General features: G+C 64.9%; 18 protein-coding genes. 4 read left to right on the top strand and 14 right to left on the bottom strand.

The window, feature by feature from the left end; all coding sequences use genetic code 11:
- Nucleotides 1-66: 66 nt before the first annotated feature.
- The 3 genes from ACHIRB_RS24245 to ACHIRB_RS24235 all read right to left on the bottom strand — a co-directional run bounded on the left by ACHIRB_RS24245 (nucleotide 67) and on the right by ACHIRB_RS24235 (nucleotide 4522).
- Nucleotides 67-747, bottom strand: coding sequence for an O-methyltransferase (locus ACHIRB_RS24245; protein ID WP_395125018.1), 681 nt, complete (start codon nucleotides 745-747; stop codon nucleotides 67-69).
- A gap of 196 nt (nucleotides 748-943) precedes the next feature.
- Entirely contained in the window at nucleotides 944-2677 is a 1734-nt protein-coding gene (locus ACHIRB_RS24240) for an acyl-CoA dehydrogenase family protein (RefSeq protein WP_395125017.1), read from the bottom strand.
- Nucleotides 2678-2779: 102 nt separating this feature from the next.
- Nucleotides 2780-4522 carry a proline--tRNA ligase gene (locus ACHIRB_RS24235; protein ID WP_395118095.1) on the bottom strand — a complete coding sequence of 581 codons (1743 nt, stop codon included), beginning with the start codon at nucleotides 4520-4522 and terminating at the stop codon, nucleotides 2780-2782.
- A gap of 26 nt (nucleotides 4523-4548) precedes the next feature.
- On the opposite strand from ACHIRB_RS24235, the gene yaaA reads away from it, so the two are divergent.
- A complete protein-coding gene (yaaA, locus tag ACHIRB_RS24230; RefSeq protein ID WP_395125016.1) occupies nucleotides 4549-5295 on the top strand; it encodes a peroxide stress protein YaaA in 747 nt (248 codons plus the stop codon).
- A gap of 73 nt (nucleotides 5296-5368) precedes the next feature.
- On the opposite strand, the gene ACHIRB_RS24225 is transcribed toward yaaA, so the two are convergent.
- The 8 genes from ACHIRB_RS24225 to mqo are packed head-to-tail and all read right to left on the bottom strand — an operon-like array spanning nucleotide 5369 to nucleotide 14427.
- Complete coding sequence (locus tag ACHIRB_RS24225; RefSeq protein ID WP_395125015.1) at nucleotides 5369-6847, bottom strand: MFS transporter; 1479 nt, start codon at nucleotides 6845-6847, stop codon at nucleotides 5369-5371.
- Nucleotides 6848-6858: 11 nt separating this feature from the next.
- The gene (gene cobA / locus ACHIRB_RS24220; protein WP_395125019.1) at nucleotides 6859-8124 is read right to left on the bottom strand and encodes a uroporphyrinogen-III C-methyltransferase; all 1266 of its coding nucleotides are present in this window, start codon (nucleotides 8122-8124) and stop codon (nucleotides 6859-6861) included.
- Nucleotides 8125-8130: 6 nt separating this feature from the next.
- On the bottom strand, nucleotides 8131-8493 hold the full coding sequence (locus ACHIRB_RS24215) for a cobalamin biosynthesis protein (protein ID WP_395125014.1): 363 nt from the start codon (nucleotides 8491-8493) through the stop codon (nucleotides 8131-8133).
- The gene (locus ACHIRB_RS24210) at nucleotides 8483-9868 is read right to left on the bottom strand and encodes a cobyrinate a,c-diamide synthase (protein WP_395125013.1); all 1386 of its coding nucleotides are present in this window, start codon (nucleotides 9866-9868) and stop codon (nucleotides 8483-8485) included. The genes ACHIRB_RS24215 and ACHIRB_RS24210 overlap by 11 nt, the downstream gene beginning before the upstream one ends.
- On the bottom strand, nucleotides 9862-10482 hold the full coding sequence (gene cobO / locus ACHIRB_RS24205; protein ID WP_395118104.1) for a cob(I)yrinic acid a,c-diamide adenosyltransferase: 621 nt from the start codon (nucleotides 10480-10482) through the stop codon (nucleotides 9862-9864). Before cobO ends, ACHIRB_RS24210 begins: the two co-directional genes overlap by 7 nt.
- Nucleotide 10483: 1 nt before the next feature.
- Nucleotides 10484-12433 carry a magnesium chelatase subunit D family protein gene (locus ACHIRB_RS24200; protein WP_395118106.1) on the bottom strand — a complete coding sequence of 650 codons (1950 nt, stop codon included), beginning with the start codon at nucleotides 12431-12433 and terminating at the stop codon, nucleotides 10484-10486.
- A complete protein-coding gene (locus ACHIRB_RS24195; RefSeq protein ID WP_199706472.1) occupies nucleotides 12405-12860 on the bottom strand; it encodes a GNAT family N-acetyltransferase in 456 nt (151 codons plus the stop codon). The genes ACHIRB_RS24200 and ACHIRB_RS24195 overlap by 29 nt, the downstream gene beginning before the upstream one ends.
- A 13-nt stretch (nucleotides 12861-12873) precedes the next feature.
- On the bottom strand, nucleotides 12874-14427 hold the full coding sequence (mqo, locus tag ACHIRB_RS24190; protein ID WP_395125012.1) for a malate dehydrogenase (quinone): 1554 nt from the start codon (nucleotides 14425-14427) through the stop codon (nucleotides 12874-12876).
- A gap of 133 nt (nucleotides 14428-14560) precedes the next feature.
- On the opposite strand from mqo, the gene ACHIRB_RS24185 reads away from it, so the two are divergent.
- Complete coding sequence (locus ACHIRB_RS24185; RefSeq protein WP_395125011.1) at nucleotides 14561-15595, top strand: alpha/beta hydrolase; 1035 nt, start codon at nucleotides 14561-14563, stop codon at nucleotides 15593-15595.
- 2 nt (nucleotides 15596-15597) lie between these two features.
- Complete coding sequence (mtr, locus tag ACHIRB_RS24180) at nucleotides 15598-16989, top strand: mycothione reductase (RefSeq protein ID WP_395125010.1); 1392 nt, start codon at nucleotides 15598-15600, stop codon at nucleotides 16987-16989.
- Nucleotides 16990-17045: 56 nt separating this feature from the next.
- On the opposite strand, the gene ACHIRB_RS24175 is transcribed toward mtr, so the two are convergent.
- The 3 genes from ACHIRB_RS24175 to map form a co-directional block, all read right to left on the bottom strand.
- Nucleotides 17046-17612, bottom strand: a complete 567-nt coding sequence (locus ACHIRB_RS24175) for an alpha/beta hydrolase (protein ID WP_395125009.1) — start codon at nucleotides 17610-17612, stop codon at nucleotides 17046-17048.
- Nucleotides 17613-17685: 73 nt separating this feature from the next.
- Complete coding sequence (locus ACHIRB_RS24170; protein WP_395118115.1) at nucleotides 17686-19176, bottom strand: cobyric acid synthase; 1491 nt, start codon at nucleotides 19174-19176, stop codon at nucleotides 17686-17688.
- Nucleotides 19173-20018, bottom strand: a complete 846-nt coding sequence (map, locus tag ACHIRB_RS24165) for a type I methionyl aminopeptidase (RefSeq protein ID WP_395118119.1) — start codon at nucleotides 20016-20018, stop codon at nucleotides 19173-19175. Before map ends, ACHIRB_RS24170 begins: the two co-directional genes overlap by 4 nt.
- A gap of 153 nt (nucleotides 20019-20171) precedes the next feature.
- Here map and ACHIRB_RS24160 point away from each other — a divergent pair, with 153 nt between their 5' ends.
- Complete coding sequence (locus ACHIRB_RS24160; RefSeq protein WP_395118697.1) at nucleotides 20172-21179, top strand: LLM class flavin-dependent oxidoreductase; 1008 nt, start codon at nucleotides 20172-20174, stop codon at nucleotides 21177-21179.
- Nucleotides 21180-21227 lie beyond the last annotated feature (48 nt).

The raw sequence follows: 21227 nt of genomic DNA, 5'->3' as shown, positions 1-21227 counted from the left end.
CAACGCCGAAAACACTCGCCGCTTGACTCTTAAAGCCTAGGGATGTCTCACGAGGCGCGGAGTGACCTAGCCGATCACAAGGGCGTAGGCGAACCCGTCCCAGCCTTTGGATCCGACGGTCTGCACGACCGTAGCGTCCAATCGCGGCTCCGCAGAGAGCAACTCGAGCACCTCGCGACTCGCCGCAGCATTCGGATCCGCCGATTCCGGGTCTGCCACCCCACCGTCGCGAACGACGTTGTCGACGACGATCACCGACCCCGGCCTGGTCAGTCGCAGCGCCCAGTTCACGTAGTTGGAGTTGTTGACCTTGTCCGCATCGATGAACACGAGGTCGAACGGGCCGGTTCCGTCGGTGGAAATGTCGGCAGCAACGACAGGCAACGTCTCGAGTGCGGCTCCGACGCGGACCTCGACGCGGTCGCCGACCCCCGCACGGCCGAGGTTCACGCGTGCAACAGCAGCGTGCTGCGGGCTGTATTCGAGCGTCACGACTTTGCCGTCGGGGCCTACTGCCCGAGCCAGCCAGATGGTGCTGTACCCGCCGAGGGTGCCGATCTCGAGGATCCGCCGCGCACCGATCGATTTGGCGAGCAGGTGCAAAAATTTGCCCTGCGCGGGCGATACGTCGATCGCCGGCAAACCACCGGCAGCATTTGCGGCAAGTGCGTCGGTCAGCGTCGGATCGTCGCCGACGAGCGTCTCGACGAGATAATTGTCTACATCGCCCCAGCTCGGTGTCGTCATGAGATCGATTGTGACACCAGGACAGCTGTCCAGCACGTTCGTCGATTTTCCTCGCAAAATGACGACGACTTGTGCGACCGTCACTGAATCGTTATGGTCGATCGACCAATTTCGCGGCCGGGGACCAACGCGCTGGTGTGCGGAAAGTCGTCCGTTGGGGGCGACTTTCCGCTCACGAGCCCGTTGTCACCAGTTCTTACGGACGCATCTCGTACGCGCCGTCGTACGCCTTGACCTGAGCCCACACCCGATCGAAACGCTCCTGATCGACGGCAGGCTTGCGGACCGCACCGATTGCCCACTCCTGCTGGGCATCGGTCGAGGACGCCTTGCCGTGGACGGCAATCGCGTACGACGAGAAGTCGCGAACTTGGAAGTCGAAGATCGAGTCGACGACATCACGATCGAGGCCGGTGATCTCGGCCTGCTCGAGAATCAGCTGGCCGTACACGATCAGCGAGAACAGATGCCCGATGTTCAGCAAGAAGTCCAGGTCCTTCTGCTGCGCTGCATCCGGTGCCGCAGTCGCGAGCAGTTCCTTCAAGGCTTTGGCCTGCTCGAAGAACAACCCGACGTTCGGAATCTCGGAATTGCGCTCGTAGACGGGCAGCCAATCGGCGAACTGCACCTTTGCCGCGCCACGAGCGGGACCCTGCGCCCAGAAGAAGACGTCGTCCGCTGGGTCGTTGCGGGTCCCGATCTCCGGGTACTCCGCCGGGTTGAACAGGTAGTTCGGCATGAACTTGAGGATCTGCGCAACGTTGACGTGCACAGTGCCTTCGAGTCGCGGCAGCGTGCCGATGTAGCGAGCAGCCTCGCAGAAGTAGGTCGTCTTCTCGAAACCCTTTGCCGCGATGACGTCGAGGAGCAACGTCATCACCTTCTCGCCCTCGGACGTCACCTTGGACTTGGTGACCGGGTTGAACAGCAGATAGCGACGATCTTCGAGGCTTGCACTGCGGAAGTAGTCGACGGCACGAGCACTGAACAGCTTCATCGCGATCAGACGGCTGTAGGCATCGACGAAGTTGCCGCGCACGTGCGGGAAGTCGGTGACAGGGTTGCCGTAGAGAATCCGGTTCTGCGAGTGCGTGATTGCCTCGAAGAACGAGTGCTCGCACATGCCGACCGAACCCGAGCACAGGTTGAACTTGCCGATGTTCACCGTGTTGAGCGCGGACGAGAAGGCCTCGGGCCCGGTGTGCAGGATGTCTTCTTCGCGGACCGGGTAGTCGTGCAGCGTGAACGTCGATACGTACAACTGACCGTGGATGACATTGTCGATCAATTCGTAGGCGTCGTGCTGACTGTCGGCGGCGAACCAGATGTAGCCGTCCGCGCCCTCGATGTCGTTGCGTCGCCCGAAGACCGACACCATGCCTGCGACGTTTCCATTGCCGATGTAGTACTTCGTTCCGCTCGCGCGGAAGGCGATACCGTCTTCGTCGCTCGGGGTGAGGATGAGGTCGGTCGAGTAGACGTCCGCGCCGTGGTCCCGCTCCGAGAGACCGAATGCCATGACGCCGCCGTCTTCGAGCTGCTGCGCAGCCTTGCGCTTCGCATCTTCGTTGGCGCTCATCCAGATCGGACCCAAGCCGAGGATGGTGACCTGTTCGGCGTACCAGTAGGCGAGCCCGTAGAAACCGAAGATCTCGCTCAGCGCAGCGTTGCGCGACGCGTCCCAGCGCTTGTTCGGGTCGCCGTTGGCATAGGCCGAGGGCGTCAGGAAGGTCGCGAAGATCTTCTCCTGCTTGATGAATTCGAGGAAGTCCGACACCCACACCGCGTCGAGATCGTCCTGCAGGAGTTGTGTCTTTCCGCGACTCTCGAACCATTCGATGAGGGCGAGCAACTGCCTGCGCGTCTCGGCATCGAACTCGGAATAGTCGGATTTGATGGGGTTGAACAGCAGCTCGCCCGAGGTGGCCACAGCGTCGCCTTTCGTAGGAATCGCCACGACCCTAGCAGCGAGTAACTTGTTGCGGCTACGCCGCTCGTGAGTCTTTTCGGCGGGCGGACCCTCCGAAAAGACTCACGAGGCGCGGAGCGCCTGCACCCGCGCGACAACCTCGGAGCCGGGAACCTCGACACTCTCGCCGGTGAAGCGGTCGCGGATCTCGGCATTGCCCTCTGCCCAACCACGGCCGACGACGACGACGATCGGGACGCCGATCAACTCGGAATCCTTGAACTTGACGCCGGGCGAGGCTTTGCGATCGTCGAGAACGACCGACAGACCTGCCGCATCGAACTCCGACGCCAAGGACTCGGCACCTGCGCGGGCGGCGTCGTCCTTGTTCGCGATGACGACGTGGACGTCGAAGGGGGCCACCTCGGCGGGCCAGCGCAGGCCCTTCTCGTCGTGCTGCTGCTCGGCGATGACGGCGACGAGCCGCGAGACGCCGACGCCGTAGGAGCCCTGGATCAGACGAACCGGCTTGCCGTTCTCGCCGAGGACGTCGACGTTGAACGTATCCGTGTACTTGTAGCCGAGTTGGAAGATGTGACCGATCTCGATGCCGCGGGCGGCGACCAGCGGACCCGCACCGTCCGGCGACGGATCGCCGTCACGAACCTCGGCCGCCTCGATCGTTCCGTCGGGAGTGAAGTCACGACCGGCGACCAACCCGACGACGTGCTTGCCCGGCGCGTCCGCACCTGTGATCCACGACGTTCCCGTGACAACTCGCGGATCCACGAGGTAGCGAATATCGTTGTCCAGCAGCGCTTTCGGACCGACATAGCCCTTGGCGAGGAACGGATTGGCGGCGAAGTCTGCTTCGGTTATCAGTTCGAACTCCGCAGGCTCGACCGATGCGCCGAGTCGCTTCTCGTCGATCTCCCGGTCCCCAGGCACACCGATGCCGAGCAGTTCGGTCTTGCCGTCCGGGTAGCGCAGTTTGACGAGGATGTTCTTGAGCGTGTCCGCGGCGGTGACCTCACGGCCAAGCGCGCCGTTCGCCCACTCGACCAGTGTTGCGATGGTCGGGGTGTCGGGGGTGTCGTGGACGACGGCCTCCGGCAAACCATCGACCGGCAGCGGCGCGGGAGCGGGCGTGACGACGGCTTCGACGTTGGCGGCATAACCCGACTCGACACACCTGACATAGGTGTCCTCCCCGACCGGACTTTCGGCGAGGAATTCCTCCGACGCACTGCCACCCATCGCACCCGACGTCGCGGCAACGATCACGTACTTGACGCTGAGTCGGGCGAAGATGCGCTGGTAGGCCTCACGATGGGCGTGGTACGACTTTTTGAGGCCGTCCTCGTCGAGGTCGAACGAGTACGAGTCCTTCATGACGAATTCGCGGCCACGCAGAATGCCGGCGCGCGGCCGCTCCTCGTCGCGGTACTTCGTCTGAATTTGATACAGCATGACCGGAAGGTCCTTGTAGGAGTTGTATTCGCCCTTCACCATCAAGGCGAATAGTTCCTCGTGGGTCGGGCCGAGCAGGTAGTCGGCACCTTTTCGGTCCTTCAGACGGAACAGTGCATCACCGTATTCGGTCCAGCGCTTGGTCGACTCGTACGGTTCCCGCGGCAGCAGCGCCGGCAGCAGGATCTCCTGTGCGCCAATGGCATCCATCTCTTCGCGGACGACCCGCTCCACCTCGCGAAGCACCCGAAGGCCCAACGGCAGCCACGAGTAGACGCCGGGCGCGATACGACGCACGTAGCCGGCACGCACGAGCAATTTGTGGCTCGGCACTTCGGCGTCGGCGGGATCGTCACGCAAGGTACGCAGGAACAGCTGTGAGAGACGGGTAATCACGAACAGCCAGGCTACGCTGCCTACCCGTGCTGGTATTGCTGCCTCCCTCCGAGACCAAGGCCGACGGTGGACGACTCGCTCCCCTCGACCTCACGACACTGTCGATGCCGAAGCTGACCGCGACCCGCGAAGCGTTGGTCCGTGCGGTCGTGGACCTCGCCGCCGATCCCGACGAATCGCTTCGTGTGCTCGGCCTCGGACCGAGCCAACTCGACGAGGTCAGGCGCAACTCCGCGCTGTGGACGAGCCCGACCGCGCCCGCCCTGTATCGCTACACGGGAGTCCTGTTCGACGCGCTGGCCGCGAAGAGCTTCACGAAAGCTCAGCGGACGAAGGCATATGCCCGACTGGCCATCGGGTCGGCGCTGTTCGGAGCGGTCCGCGCGGAGGATCCGATACCCGCCTACCGGTTGTCCGGCGGATCGAAGCTCCCCGGCTTCGGCACTCTCGGGTCCGTATGGAAGCCCGACCTCACCGACGCGCTGCTCGACGAAGCCGACGGCGGACTGGTCGTCGATCTGCGCTCGGGGACCTACCAGCAACTCGGCAAGGTCCCGGGAGCTGTGACCGCGACGGTTCTGACCGAGGGACCGGACGGATCACGAACCGTCGTAAGCCATTTCAACAAGCATCACAAGGGTCTGCTCGCGCGAGCACTCGTGCTCTCGCGCGCGGAGCCGAGCGACGTCAAGGGTGTCGCACGGGTCGCAGCGAAAGCCGGGTTGCGCGTGGAGATTGCGTCGCCTTCGGAACTGGTTGTGCTTACCCACTGACGCTCACGACCCACTCCTCGCGTTTTGAGACGGAATCCCGTCCCAAAAGTCACCGAATGGGCGCTCAGCGTCACTACCCCCGCTGCGCTGCCTCCTGCGCCTCGTGGGCCTGAGCGACCTGCTGCGGGGTGAAGCGGATGAACAGCGCGACGATGCCCGCGATCACAGCGCAGACCGCGCAGCCGACGAGTGCGAACGTATAGCCCTCCCCGAGTGCGGCGAGTTCGGTCGGGTTCATGTCCACTGCCGCGCCGTTCGTGCCGCCAAGCGACAGGGTCCGCGACGTGGCCATCGCGCCGACGACCGACAGCGCAAGCGGACCACCGAGGGTCTGCGCGACCTGGGCGATGGCCGTGAGCGGACCGATCTCGGCGGGTCCGACACCGGCGACCGCACAGAGCGGCAGCGGAACGACGGCGAGCCCCACGCCGAACCCGATGCCGATGACCAGCACGAACAGGTTGCCGAAGTACGTCGCTGTGCCGTCGAGCGTCGACCCGTACAGCAACCCGGGGACCATGATCAGGGCACCGGCGACGACGAGCCAACGCGGCTGGATGTGCACCGCCAGCTTGGACGAAACAAATGCCGCAATGCCGAGGCCGAAAGCGAAGGGGATGAACGCCAGACCGGCTCGAAGCGGCGAGTAGCCGAGAATGTCCTGCACGAACAGCGCGACGTAAGCGGCCATACAGAAGATGACGGCACTGGCGAAAAAGATGGCGACGAAGGTCGCGACGCGATCGCGGTCTTTGAACAACGAGAACGGCAGCAGCGGATTGTCCGCCGTACGCTCGACCGCGAGGAACATGCCGAGTAGTGCGAACCCGGCGATCAGGCTGCCGATCACGGCGGGCGATGCCCAGCCCATCTCGGGGCCTTCGCTGATGCCGAAGACGATCGCGGTGCAGCCGAGCGTCGCGAGGACCGCTCCCGGAATGTCGAGGGAAAGCCGCTCGTGTGCGGTTTCGCGAAGCGCGACGACGGCGAGCGCGACGATGGCGATGCCGATCGGGACGTTGATGAGGAAGATCCAGCGCCACGAGAACTCGGTGAGCGCACCGCCGATGATCAGGCCCGCTATCGACCCGATACCGGTCATCGCCGCGAAAACCGCGATCGCCTGATTGCGGACCGGACCCGGCGCGAACGTCGTGGCAACCAGCGCGAAGGCGGTCGGCGACGCGATCGCAGCACCTGTTCCCTGGAGGGCGCGAGCCGCGACGAGTGTGGCTTCGTTGAAGGCGAGGCCGCACAGCAGCGACGACACCGTGAACAGCGATACGCCCGCGATGAACATCTTCTTGCGACCGAAGGCGTCGCCGATTCGGCCGCCGAGCAGCATCAGCCCGCCGAATGCGAGGGCGTACGACGTCAGCACCCAGTTGCGGCCAGCGTCACTGAGACCGAGGTCGTCCTGCAGCCGGGCGAGCGCCAGATTGGCGACCGTTCCGTCGAGCACGACCATCAATTGCAGGCCACTGAGCACGATCAGGGCGAGCCCGAAGGCTCGGTCGGTCACCGGGTATTTCACGTCGCTGTGGTCTGACACGGTGGTTGACGTTACTGCGCGTCGCTGGAGAAACCAGCCACCGACCCGATCACGACGATGGCGGGCGGGCGAATGTTCTCCGCACGCACGCGCGCCGCGACGGTCGCGAGGTCGGCTCGAAGGACACGTTGCGTCCGCAGCGTTCCTTCCTGAACGACCGTCGCCGGAGTCTCGGCGGCCCGGCCTCCCGCGATCAACACGTCGGCGAACTGCCCGATCCGCTCGACCGCCATCAGCAGCACAAGCGTGCCTTTCAGCTTTGCCAGCGCCGACCAGTCGACAAGGGAATCCGGGTGGTCCGGTGCGACGTGTCCGCTGACGACGACGAACTCGTGTGTCACGCCTCGGTGCGTAACGGGGATACCGGCTGCTGATGGCACCGAGATCGCACTGGTGATCCCTGGCACAACCGTCACCGGCACGCCCGCCGCGACGCACGCTTCCAGTTCTTCGAAACCCCGACCGAACACATAGGGGTCGCCGCCTTTGAGCCGAACGACGAACTTCCCTGCTTTCGCTCCGTCGATCAGCGCCTGATTGATCGCTTCCTGTGCCATCGCGCGGCCGTACGGAATCTTGGCGGCGTCGATCACCTCGACGTGCGGACCCAGTTCGGCGAGCAGTTCCGGCGGCGCGAGCCGATCGGCGACGACGATGTCGGCACGGGCGAGCAGACGCCGACCACGAACGGTGATCAGGTCGGGATCGCCGGGTCCACCACCGATGAGGGCAACGCCCGGCTCGACCGGTTCGGTGTTGTCGGTGACAACCCCGGCTTGCAACGCTTCGAGCACGGCGGTGCGGACAGCGGCCGAACGGCGATGCTGTCCACCTGCAAGGAAGCCCATCGTGAGTCCGTCGTGGTGGGCGCTTGCGGGCGTCACGGCAGTGCCGAGGCGCGCGATGTCGGCACGGACGCAGAACACACGACGACGTTCGGCTTCGGCGACGATGGCAGCGTTGGTCTCCGGTTCGTCGGTGGAGGCGATCACGTACCAGGCGTCGGCGAGGTCGCCGTCGCGGTACGGACGGAGTTCGACGGTGATCTGGCCTGCGGTTGCCATACCTTCCACGGCAGGTGTGACGACGCGGCTGATCACGTGGACCTTGGCGCCCGAGGAGACGAGGAGTCCGAGCCGCCGTTGGGCAACGGTGCCACCGCCGACAACGACGACGCGCCGGTCGGTGAGGTTCAAGCCGACCAGATAGTTCGTCTCGTCGGCAGTAACGTCGGTGGGCTCGTGGCTGGGTTCGTCAGCTGGCTGGGTCTCGGGCAACACCGCTCAGACATTACGGGCAGCAGCGACGACGACACCATTCACCACACGCTTCGCGACAACCAGCCGGCCGTGCCCGGACCCGAGTAGCGCCGCGGCTTCGGCGACGCTCGGTGTGCCGAGCGCGTCCTGCACCCGTGCGGACGGGGATTCGACGACGACCTCGGCCAGTTCGCCAGCATCGAAGGCAACGATGGTGACTCCCAAAGTCGCTGCTGCAGTGCGCAACCCGAGATCACCGGCTCTGCGATCCACGGTTGCCAGACAACGGATCGGTTCGTCGCCGACGGCAACTGCTATCGCCTCGAGTATTGCCGCGGCGTCGGTCGACGGCCGCAGACCCAGGCCGACGACGAGGTCAGCCGGCACGGCGTGCGTGGCTGAAAGCCGCTGCGGCACCGACGAATCGACGTACCGCAGCCGCGTTGCCGGCAGGGTGCGTATGCAGATAGGACGCGTGGACGTTTGCGCTCGCCCACCCTTCGCGGACGACCTCCCCGTCGTCTCTGCGCCAGCCCCAGGCAGGAATCGACGAACCGACCCCGACCAATTCGGTCCGGTGGAACTCGTGCCCCGTCACGCGCTCACCAGCGGTCCAGAGGGGCGAATCGGCCAGTGCGACAGCGTCGCGGTAGCCGAGCGTGAGCCGCGGTCCGAACTTCGCTTCGACGTCGACGACGCCTGCCATCGGATGCCCGTCGAGGCTGGCTGCGAGATATAACAGGCCCGCACACTCCGCATGCACTGGCATCCCGGCGTCGGCGAAACTCCGGACCTGTTGACGCAGCACCGCATTGGCCGACAGCGCCGCGGCGTGCTCCTCGGGAAATCCGCCGGGCAGGACGAGACCTGCTGTGTCGTCGGGCAATTCGTCGAGCAGTGGGTCGAAGGTCACGACCTCCGCGCCTGCTGCCTCTAGCAGTTCGCGATGTTCTGCGTAGCCGAACGTGAAGGCAGCCCCACCGCCGATTGCAATCCGCGGCGCCGCCGATACCGCATCACCAACTGCCGCATCGGGATCCCATTGCGGCCCGGTGACGCCACCGAGCGCAAGTCCGGCGATGGCTTCCACATCGACGTGTGTGGCAACGAGCGCAGTCATGGCGTCGACGGCGTCGACCGCTTCGGTACCGTGTTCGATCGCCGGAATCAATCCGAGATGTCGTGAGGGAACTGCCAATTCGGCCATCCGCGGTAGCGCACCCAACACGGGCAGACCGACGCGGGCCGCCGCGTCGCGAAGCACCTGCTCGTGCCGTGGACTGCCGACGCGATTGAGGATCACACCGCCGAGACGCACGTTCGGATCGAAGGTGGCAAACCCGTGCAGCAACGCCGCAAGGCTCTGGCTGTGTCCGCGCACATCGACGACGAGCACAACCGGCGCACCGAGCAGGGCCGCAACCTGAGCGGTGGATCCTGCGGCGGTCGGGTCGGGTGACGAGGGATCGATCTTGCCGTCGAACAGGCCCATCACACCTTCGACGACGGCGATGTCGCACCCACGCGAGCCGTACCGAAACAACGGACCGATCAACTCCGTACCGACGAGCACCGGATCGAGGTTGCGCCCCGGCCGACCGCTGGCAAGCGCGTGGTAACCGGGATCGATGTAGTCGGGACCGACCTTGAACGGGGCGACGGTGCGGCCGGCCAGCCGCAGCGCACCCATCAAACCCGTTGCCACCGTGGTCTTTCCGCTCCCGGATGCGGGTGCGGCGATAACGATCGACGGCGTCACCACTCGATGCCCCGTTGGCCCTTCCGCCCGGCATCCATCGGATGCTTCACCTTCGTCATTCCGGTGACGAGGTCGGCGGCGTCGATCAGGGCTTGCGGCGCGTCACGGCCGGTGATGACGACGTGCTGATTGCCCGGGCGATCACGCAGGGTTCGGACCACATCGTCCACGTCGACCCAGCCCCACTTGAGCGGATAGGTGAATTCGTCGAGTACGTAGAACCGATGCGCTTGCGTCTCCAGGCGGCGGGCAATCTCCTGCCAGCCTTCCGCGGCAGCCGCTGCGTGGTCGTCGTCGCTGCCCTTCTTGCGGGTCCACGACCACCCCTCGCCCATCTTGTGCCACTCCACCGCACCGCCGACACCGTTCTCGGAGTGCAGCTGCCCCAGTGTGCGAAAGGCGGCCTCTTCGCCGACCTTCCACTTGGCACTCTTCACGAACTGGAACACGCCGACGTCGAAGCCTTGATTCCACGCGCGCAACGCCATTCCGAACGCGGCCGTCGACTTCCCTTTGCCTTCGCCGGTATGGACGGCGAGCACGGGCAGATTTCGGCGCTGCCGCGTTGTCAGACCGTCGTCGGGGACGCTGTCGGGAAGTGGAACACCCTTCGGCACGTCAGGCCACCGAACGCGCTACGCCGGCGACGCTCGTGGCCGTCAACTCCGACAGTTGCAGACAGGTTCCGCCGAGAGCACGCGCAAGTTCGGCGGCAAGACCGAGCCGGACCATGCCCTGTTCGCAATCCACGACGACCGATGCGACGCCGGCCTGCGCAAGCAGTCCCGCAGCGAACTTGGCGCGCCGCACCGGATCGACTCCGCCCGTTGCGCGGCCGTCGGTGAGCAGCACAACCAGCGAACGTCGCTGGGGATCGCGCACCCGCTCTCGAAGGACGACATCGTGAGCGCGCAGAAGTCCCTGAGCCAGCGGCGTTTTCCCGCCCGACGTGACGCCCGCCAGCCGTCGAACAGCGATGTCGACCGACGACGTGGGCGGCAGGACGAGCGTCGCTTCCGCACCCCGGACAGTGATCACAGCAACTTTGTCGCGGCGCTGGTAGGCGTCTCGAAGCAGCGCAACGACAGCGCCGGTGACGGCAGCAAGACGATTGCGCGCCGCCATCGATCCCGACGCATCGACGACGAAAACCACCAGGTTTCCCTCACGTCCCTCGCGGTACGCCCCACGCAGGTCGCCGGGTTCGAAGACCATCCGGCCACCGACCCGACCGCGTGCGTACTGATGCCGCGCCGCCTCGAAGAGGGTACCGAGCAGATGAAAACCTTTGCCGCGCTCCGTCGTCGGACGAACTACCCGACCGTGCCCGCCTTGGGATCGCGAACGTCGACCGGGTGCGCCTTCGCCTACACCTGGCACGGTCAGATGTCGTGGTTTGGCCGATGCAAGCGGGGTCTGCGGGCGAGTTTCGCTCTGGGCGGGCGCCTTTCGCGTTTCGCCACCACCTGGACCGTCGCCATCTGGACCGGCAGGGTCGTCGTCGGGACCCTCGGGTTCGGCGCCCGGTGCAGAGTCCGCCTGCTGTGAATCCTGCGGAGCCTCGGGCGCTTCCGCCTCGACATCTTTCGCCGCCTGATCCATCGCGTCGTCGAGCTGCTGCGGATCGAGGCCGGGCTCGTCGAACGGATCACGCCGACGTCGATGGGGCAGAGCAAGTTCGGCCGCGACGCGGACGTCCTCCTCGGCCACCGCAGTCGCCCCGCGCCACGCGGCGTGTGCGGTCGCTGTCCGTGCGACAACGAGGTCCGCACGCATACCGTCGACGTCAAAGGACGCACACAGCGACGCGATTCGACGAAGTTCGTTGTCGCTCAACTCGATTGCATCGAGGGTGTCGCGCGCGGCGACAATCTGCTCTGCGAGGAGGCGATCCTCTTCCGCGTAGGAGGCGGCGAACGCGTCCGGGTCGCGCTCGTAGTCGAGGCGACGCCGGACCACCTGCATCCGGACCTCGACCTCGCGTGACGCGACGACGTCGACCGCCAATCCGAACCGGTCGAGCAACTGCGGGCGTAACTCACCCTCCTCGGGATTCATCGTCCCGACGAGCACGAATTGCGCTGGGTGCGAATGGGATACGCCGTCACGCTCGATGTGTACGCGACCCATCGCAGCGGCGTCCAACAGCACGTCGACCAGGTGATCGTGCAGCAGGTTCACTTCGTCGACATACAGGACGCCGTGATGCGCAGCGGCAAGTAGGCCAGGCTGAAATGCCTGCTCGCCGTTGCGAAGTACCTTCTCCAAATCGAGCGATCCGACGACACGATCTTCGGTTGCGCCGACCGGAAGTTCGACCAACCTCGACCGTCGCGGTCCTGTTTCGCCCGCAACCGGCGGCAGCAGTGCAGCAAGAGCCCGCACTACCGTCGACTTCGCCGTGCCCTTTTCGCCCCGGACAAGCACACCGCCGATGCCGGGATGAACAGCGCACAAAACGAGGGCGAGTCGCAAGCGGTCTTGCCCGACAACAGCGCTGAAGGGGAAGCCCGCCTCGTTACCGGTGCGGACCTTTGTTTCAGTACCCGCCACGACGCATCGGCACATGTGGAATGCCGTCTTCGACGAATTCTTCGCCGTCGTTGACGAATCCGTGCTTCGTGTACATGTCGACGAGGTAGGTCTGCGCATTGATACGGCAGGTCGCCGCACCGACGTCGGCAAGAGCAGCCTTCAACAGACGGCTCGTATGGCCGCGGCCACGCGCGGGGCGTGCCGTGCACAGCCGACCGATACGGAACGATTTCTCGCCGCCGTCGTGCTCTTCGAGCAGACGCAGCGTGCTGATGACCTGACCGTCTTCTTCGAGCCAGAAGTGCCGCGTCTCCTGCTGGAGATCTTTACCGTCGAGTTCGGGATACGGACATGCCTGCTCGACGACGAACACCTCGACCCGCAGCTTCAACAGCTCGTAGAGCGTGCTGGTACTCAGGTCGTAGGACCAGGACCGATTGAGCGTTGCCGTTGCCATCATGGCACCCTGACTATCACACCGACGACGACTCTGCGAGTTCGGCCGACGATGCGCCACCTGCGGGTGCGTCGTCGACGAGCTGCAGCGTCTTGGCGGTGTAGGCCCACACTTCGTCGAAGAGGGTCGGGTTGTCGGTCAGCTGCACACCGAGCGACGGCACCATTTCCTTGAGCTTGGGCTCCCACGACTTGTACTGCGAGCCGAAGCAGTTCTTCAAGACGTCGAGCATGGCCGTCACAGCGGTCGACGCTCCGGGCGATGCGCCGAGCAAGCCGGCGATGCTTCCGTCTTCGGACGTGATCACGGCGGTGCCGAATTCGAGCACACCACCGGCGCCCTTACGGCGGATCACCTGGACACGCTGACCTGCGGTGATCAGTTCCCAGTCTTTCCCGATGGCCTTCGGCACGAACTCGGACAGGGTGTCGACCTTACCGTCGGTGGACTGCAGCAACTCGGTGATGAGGTACTTGGTCAGCCCGAATTCGGTCAGACCGACGCCGACGAGCGACATCAGGTTGTTCGGACGGATCGACATCGGCAGGTCGGTCAGCTTGCCCTCTTTGAGGAACTTCGGCGTCCAGCCTGCGTACGGGCCGAACAGTAGGCCCGGCTTGTGGCCGATGACGCGGGTGTCGAGGTGTGGCACCGACATCGGCGGTGCGCCGACTGCCGCCTTGCCGTAGACCTTCGCGCCGTGCTGCGAAATCAGGTCGGGGTTGGTGCAGCGGAAGAACTGGCCGCTGACCGGGAATCCGCCGAAACCGGCGATTTCTTTGATTCCCGACTTCTGCAGCAGCGGCAGTGCGCCACCACCCGCACCGACGAACACGAACTTCGCGTTGAGCGTGCGCTTCTTGCGGGTGCGGTTGTTGACGACCTTGACGTTCCAGCTGCCGTCGGACTGCTTGGTGATGTTGCGGACGTCGTGGCCGAAGTGGACGGTGCCACCGGTTCCGATGTAGTTGATGAACTGCTTGGTCAGCGCGCCGAAGTCGACGTCCGTGCCACCGTCGCTCCAGTTGAGGGCGACGGGATCGGAGAAGTCACGACCCTTTGCCATCAGGGGAAGGCGCCGCGTGAACTCGTCCGGGCTGTCGATGAACTCCATGCCGCGGAACAACGTCTGATCAGCGAGCGCCTCGTAGCGCTTGCGCAAGTACTCGACGTTGTCGGCACCGTGCACGAAGCTCACGTGAGGGATCGGGTTGATGAATTCTTTGGGGTTGCTGAGCACGCCGTTCTCCACTGCGTGCGACCAGAACTGCCGCGAAACCTGGAACTGCTCGTTGACGGTGATCGCCTTCGAGACGTCGACGGAACCGTCCGAATTCTGCGGGGTGTAGTTCAGCTCGCACAGCGCCGAGTGACCGGTACCCGCGTTGTTCCACGGATCCGAACTTTCCGCGGACGCCGCATCCAGGCGCTCGAACAAGGCAATGGACCAGTCCGGCTGCAGTTGGCGCAGCAGGGCGCCGAGCGTCGCACTCATGATGCCTGCACCGACGAGAACCACGTCGACCTTCTGGTCGGACTTCTTATTCGAGACTGCAGCTGCGTTCGTCACTGGAGATTCGACTTCCTTGTCTTCGTAACTGGCAAGCCTGAGCGGCTTTAGCGCGGACGTTAGGTTACCCGGCGTTCACCATGTCCAATTGTGCGCCTCGCGATGGGCTGGACGGTGCCATTAGATTGTGAATGTGACGCAAAACCCTGAACCCGCGTCGGTTCGATCTGCATGGGTACCGGACATCCTCGGGGAGCGTTATCAGCAACGCACCATTCCGCTGGGCGACGACCCGGACGGTGAAGGGCTGATCGAGGCAACACTCGTCAGGTATTCCCCATCCGAGCCGGTTCAACCCGTTGCAGGTGGTCCCAGCGCGGCGCTCTACGTCCACGGTCGGTCCGACTACTTCTTCCAACGCCACATCGCAGAGCACTTCGCGGCTCGCGGTATGCGATTTTATGCTCTGGACCTGCGCAAATGCGGCCGGTCACAGCGGCGCGACCAGACCCCTCACTTCGTCAGCGACCTCGCCTACTACGACGTCGAACTGGAGGAGGCTGTGCGGATCGTCACAGCCGAGGTCGGCGGCGACCTACTGGTCACCGGCCATTCGACGGGCGGATTGATCGTGCCGCTATGGCTCGACAGGCGACGCCGCAACGGCCACACGACCGGCGTCGCGGGCATCGTCCTCAACAGTCCATGGTTCGACCTGCAGGGCCCCGCCTTTCTGCGCAGCGTCGTCACCACCGCATTCATCGAGGTCGCGGGCCGGTTCAGGGCACTGGCCCCGATACCGGGCAAGAGCATCGACACCTACGGCACCAGCATTCACGCGAGCGGTTACGGCGAATGGGACTTCGATCTCGAATGGAAGCCGCTCGGCGGCTTTCCTGTTCGATTCGGTTGGCTCCGAGCCGTTCGCCACGGCCAGGCCGTGCTGCACCGCGGACTCGATGTCGGTGTCCCGACGCTGATCCTGCGGTCCAAGCTCAGCAGTTTCGCGAAGAAGTACGGTCCCGAGGTCGACGTCGCCGATGCGGTGCTCGACGTGAAGCAGATTCAACGGTGGGCAGGCTGCCTCGGCGATCGGACGACGGTGGTGCCCATCGAGGATGCTCGGCACGACGTGTTCCTCTCGGCACCACGGCCGCTGGCAAAGGCGTTTGCAGAACTCGACATGTGGCTCGATTGGCTGCAGGCTCACCGACACAAGGAGACATGAGCGTGGCTGAGGCAGAGCATTTCGAACTGGCGATCATCGGTTCGGGATCGGGCAACACGATTCTCACCAAACAGTTCGCCGGCAAGAAGGTCGCGATCCTCGAACAGGGCACCTTCGGCGGTACTTGCATCAACGTGGGTTGCATCCCGACCAAGATGTTCGTCTACGCGGCCGAGGTAGCGCGAACCGTGCAGCACGCATCGAAGTTCGGCGTCGACGCACACGTCGACAAGATTCGCTGGTCCGACATCGTCGACCGCGTCTTCGGCAGAATCGATCCGATCTCCGCCGACGCCGAAGACTTCCGCCGGTCGAGAACGCCTGGCACCACGCTGTTTTCGGGGCACGCGGAGTTCGTGGGTCCGCGCACGATCGACACCGGGACCGGCCGGGTCATCACCGCCGATCAGGTCGTCATCGCGGCGGGTTCGCGCGCGAACGTCCCCGCGGAGGTGGCGTCGAGTGGCGTCGAGTTCCACACCAGCGACGACATCATGCGACTGCCCGAACTGCCGGAGAGTCTGGTCATCATCGGCGGCGGCTACATCGCGGCGGAATTCGCTGGGATCTTCTCCGCACTCGGCGTCTCGATCTCGATCGTCGCGCGTGGCGAGAAGTTGCTTCGCCATCTCGACCAGGACATCTCCGAGCAGTTCACCACTCTCGCGCAGGCAAAATGGGACGTCCACCTCGGCCATACCGTCGCAGCTGTCCACAAGACGGAGCCGGGCGTTTCCGTGGAATTGGACGACGGCAGCCGCGTCGACGGCAGTGCGCTACTCGTCGCCGTCGGCCGCACCCCGAACGGCGACCGCCTGAACGTCGCCGCAACGGGCGTCGAGTTGGACGACGACGGCCGCGTCGTCGTCGACGAGTTCCAACGCACCACTGCCGAAGGCATTTTCGCGCTCGGCGACGTGTCCTCGCCGTACCTGCTCAAGCATGTCGCCAACCACGAGGCACGCGTCGTACGTGACAATCTGCTGCGCAACGCGTGGTCGGGTTCGACCGACGAGTTGGTCCGCACCGATCACCGTTTCGTCCCCGCTGCCGTGTTCACCGATCCGCAGATCGCCGACGTCGGCCTCACCGAGGAGGACGCACGCGCCGCAGGCCACGATGTGGCGGTCCACGTGCACACCTACGCCGACGTCGCCTACGGCTGGGCGATGGAAGACGAGGAAGGGCTGTGCAAGATCATCCTCGAGCGTGGCACCAAACGAATCCTCGGCGCACACATCATCGGAGCCCAGGCGTCGACACTCCTTCAGCCCATCGTGCAGGCGATGCAGTTCGGCCTCGATGCCAGGACGATGGCCCGCGGCCAGTACTGGATCCATCCCGGTCTGCCAGAGGTCGTCGAGAATGCGCTGCTAGGAGCCCTTCGCTCGTGAGTCTTTTCGGCGCGCGGGCCCTCCGAAAGGACTCACGAGGCGCGTAGCGCCCGCACTCACCAACTGCTGGTACGCAGGACGATCTCGGTGGCAAGTTCGTGGCTCGCGTCACGTGCGATGTCGGCTATGCCGTCCAATTGCACAACGCGGAATTCGGAGTAGACGTGTCTGCCACTGACGTCGGCCTGTACCCGCTCGCGTGAACTGCCGATCATCACCGTGGTCGGCAATTCCACAGCGGGGCAGGTGGAGTCGAGCACACGGCCTTCGGAGTCCGGGACTGCCGGGTGGCCACGGTCGGCGACGACGAGACTCTGGAAGCGACCGAAACTGCGCGCTGCGAGCAGCCACGCGAGGTCGGCCCCCTCACGGCTACCGACGAGGTTGGCCCACCCGAGTTTCAGGCCGTCGAGGATCCCGATGACCGCTGCTTCGTCGAGTCCGTCGATCGCCTCGGGCACGACGGTGCGCAACCCCGAATTGTGCAATCGCTCGCAAACCTTGTCGAATACCGTCGCCGGGTCGCCCTTACCCGGCAGCAGCACGACTACGTGCGTGCCAACCGGTCCGTCCACACGAACTGTGCAAGTGCCTTCGCCCGCAGCCACTTGGATGAACTCCATGGCATGGGACCGTACGCGATTCGGGCGCTTCGCGCTCGTGCGTCTTTTCGGCGCGCCCGCCCACCGAAAAGACTCACGAGTCTCGTGCGGCCTCGGCCAAATTCAGTAGCGCGTCGACGTCGACGTTCTGCTCGACGAGGTCGGCGAGCAGGTCCAGTTGTGCCGCCCGAACGGCCGCCACCGACGTGTCCTGCGCCAACCTGAAGCCGATCCGCCCCGCACGCATCGCGACGTCCTCCAGCAGCTGTCTGCGATAGCCGTCGGATTCGAGCAGCCCGTGCCAGTGCGTCCCGAAGACGGACCCGCTTACGCTGCCTTCGGGACCCGCGGCCGTGGTCAGCAACGGATCGTCGCCGTTGCGGACCACTCGACCGTGGTGTATTTCGTAGCCGGACACCGGAATTCGTGCTGCGAGACCTTCGACCCGAGCGAGCACCTTCTCGGCCGCGAACTCGATATCGAGGTCGAGCAGACCGAGTCCGACGACCTCACCCGCGCCGGACTCGACGGTGTCGACGATTCTTTTCCCCAGCATTTGATAGCCGCCACAGATCCCGAAGACCGGCTTGCCCGCGGCACCTCGCGCGATCAACGCATCGGCAATACCGTTGCGCCGCATCCATTCCAGGTCGCTGACGGTCGACTTCGATCCGGGAACAACGACGAGGTCGGCTTCGGACAGTCGCGACGGTTCTGTCGCCCACCGCACCGAAACGCCGGGCTCGCATGCCAGTGCTTCGATGTCCGTCGAGTTCGAAATCCGCGGCAGCCGGATCGCTGCAACCGTGAGCCACTGCCCACCGACGGGCGGCGCAGGCCGACCCACCGTCGAATCTCCGACAGTTCCGAGCGAGTCCTCGGCGTCGATCCACAGGTCGTCGGCGAACGGAATCACGCCGAACGTCGGCCGACCGGTCAAGGCTTGCAACTGCTGCAGACCGGGTTCGAGCAGGCCGACGTCGCCGCGAAATTTGTTGATGACGAAGCCCGCGATCAAGTCTTGGTCGGCCTTGTCGAGGATCGCGACGGTCCCATAGAGGTGCGCGAGCACTCCCCCTCGGTCGATATCGCCGACGATGATCACCGGCAGCGACGCCGCCTGCGCCAGACCCATGTTCGCCAGATCGGTTGCCCGCAGATTGATCTCGGCAGGCGACCCAGCGCCTTCGCAGATCACGATGTCGAATTCCGCACGCAGCGAGGCCAGGTCGGCCGACACGATGTCGCGCAACGCTTCCCGATGTTCGACGTAGTTGCGCGCGCTCACCGATCCGACCGCTCGACCACGCACCACCAATTGCGACGTCCGGTCGCTGCCCGGCTTGAGCAGAACCGGATTGAATCTGATGCTCGGTTCGAGTCCACAGGCCTGGGCTTGCAGCGCCTGCGCGCGCCCGATCTCACCACCGTCGAGCGTGACGACGGAGTTGTTCGACATGTTCTGCGCCTTGAACGGCGCCACCTTCATCCCGCGCCGCGCCAGCAGCCTGCACAAACCTGCGACGACGACACTCTTGCCCGCATCCGATGTCGTACCCGCGATCAGGAGCGCGCCACCTCTCACGGGAGGGTGAGAATCTCGGCGCCCGTGTCGGTGACGAGCAGGGTGTGCTCGAACTGTGCGGTCCACTTGCGGTCCTTGGTGACGACGGTCCAGTTGTCGTCCCAGATCTCGTAGTCGATGGAGCCGAGGTTGATCATCGGCTCGATGGTGAAGGTCATACCCGGCTCGATGATCGTCTCGACCGAAGGCTCGTCGTAGTGGAGGATGACGAGCCCGTTGTGGAAGGTGGTGCCGATGCCGTGTCCGGTGAAGTCGCGGACGACGCCGTAGCCGAAGCGGTTCGCGTACGCCTCGATGACTCGGCCGATCACGTTGAGCGCGCGGCCCGGTTTCACGGCCTTGATCGCCCGCATGGTCGCCTCGTGTGTTCGCTCGACGAGGAGACGGTTCTCTTCCGCGACGTCGCCGGCGAAGAAGGTCGCGTTGGTGTCACCGTGTACACCGTCCTTGTAGGCGGTGACGTCGATGTTGACGATGTCCCCGTCCTCGATCACCGTCGAGTCGGGGATGCCGTGGCAGATGACTTCGTTCAGCGAGGTGCAGCACGACTTCGCAAAACCCTTGTAGCCCAACGTGGACGGGTACGCGCCGTGATCGAGCATAAATTCGTGGGCGATGACGTCGAGGCGATCGGTCGTCACACCGGGCGCGACCGCTTTGCCTGCCGCTTCGAGAGCGCCTGCCGCGATCTTGCTGGCTACCCGCATCGCCTCGATCGTCTCTGGCGTCTGCACCCAAGGCTCTTTGCCCTCGACAGCGGTCGGCTTCCAGGCGTACTCGGGCGCTTCGATCGAGCGCGGTACCTGCAGGACCGGCGCGACGACACCTTTCGCCAGGGGCATCCTGGGCTTCCTGGACTTGTTGGTGGTTCCGACAGACATGACCATCAGCCTAACTGCCTACGCTCGTGGGAATAGCGGCCGCGACCTCAGGGTTGACGATTTCGACATCTAGTTGAGTGTTCAACTAGCAATGGCCGACCGAAAGGAAGTCCTGTGGAGTTGGGAATCACGACATTCGCCGAGGCGTACGCGGGCAACGGATCGGCCGCGCCGACCTACGGCGTCCGCTTGCGGCAGGTCGTCGAGGAAGCGGTCGTCGCCGAAGCTGCCGGGTTGGCGGTCTACGGGGTCGGCGAACATCACCGCGCCGACTTCGCTGCCTCCGCTCCGGCGGTCGTACTCGCGGCCGCGGCGGGAAAGACGTCGTCGATCGCGCTGACAAGTGCGGTGACGGTACTGAGCTCCGACGACCCCGTCCGCGTCTACCAGCAGTTCGCGACGCTCGACCTCATCTCGTCCGGTCGCGCCGAGATCATCGCGGGTCGCGGCTCCTTCACGGAATCGTTCCCACTGTTCGGCTACGACCTGGGCGACTACGACGATCTGTTCGTCGAGAAGCTGCAGTTGCTGCTCGAGCTGCGGTCGGGCAATCCCGTCACCTGGAACGGGCAGTTCCGCGCACCGCTGAAGGACCAGATGGTCTATCCGCGGACCGAACGCGAACTTCCCGTCTGGATCGGCGTCGGCGGCAACCCCGAATCCGTCATCCGCGCGGGGCTTCTCGGCTTGCCCTTGGCGATAGCGATCATCGGCGGTGAACCGGCACGTTTCGCACCGCTCGCCGACCTCTACCGGCGTGCGCTCGCCGAAGGTGGACACGAACCGAAGCCGATCGCCGTGCACGCACACGGTTACATCGCCGAGTCCGAAGAACGTGCGGTCGAAGACTTCTATCCGTCCTACGCGATGGCGATGACCAAGCTGGGCCGCGAACGCGGCTGGGGACCCATGACGCGCGCTCAGTTCGACGGTTTGCGATCGCCCCACGGTTCGCTGCTGGTCGGCACGCCGGAGCAGGTCGCGGACAAGATCTCGGCGATGCAAACCTCGCTCGGCATCGACCGATTCATGCTGCACGTGAGCGTCGGGACCATGCCCCACGATCAGGTGCTCGGCAGCATCGAACTGCTGGGCAACAAGGTCGCGCCGCTGGCCGGGTAGGGCGCTACGCGCCTCGTGAGTCTTTTCGGCGGGCGGAACCTCCGAAAA

This window comes from Antrihabitans spumae (assembly GCF_043944905.1).
In the GTDB taxonomy this organism is placed as follows: domain Bacteria; phylum Actinomycetota; class Actinomycetes; order Mycobacteriales; family Mycobacteriaceae; genus Antrihabitans; species Antrihabitans spumae.
Note: the sequence above shows the minus strand (reverse complement) of the source record. Positions and strands in the feature narration are given on the sequence as shown.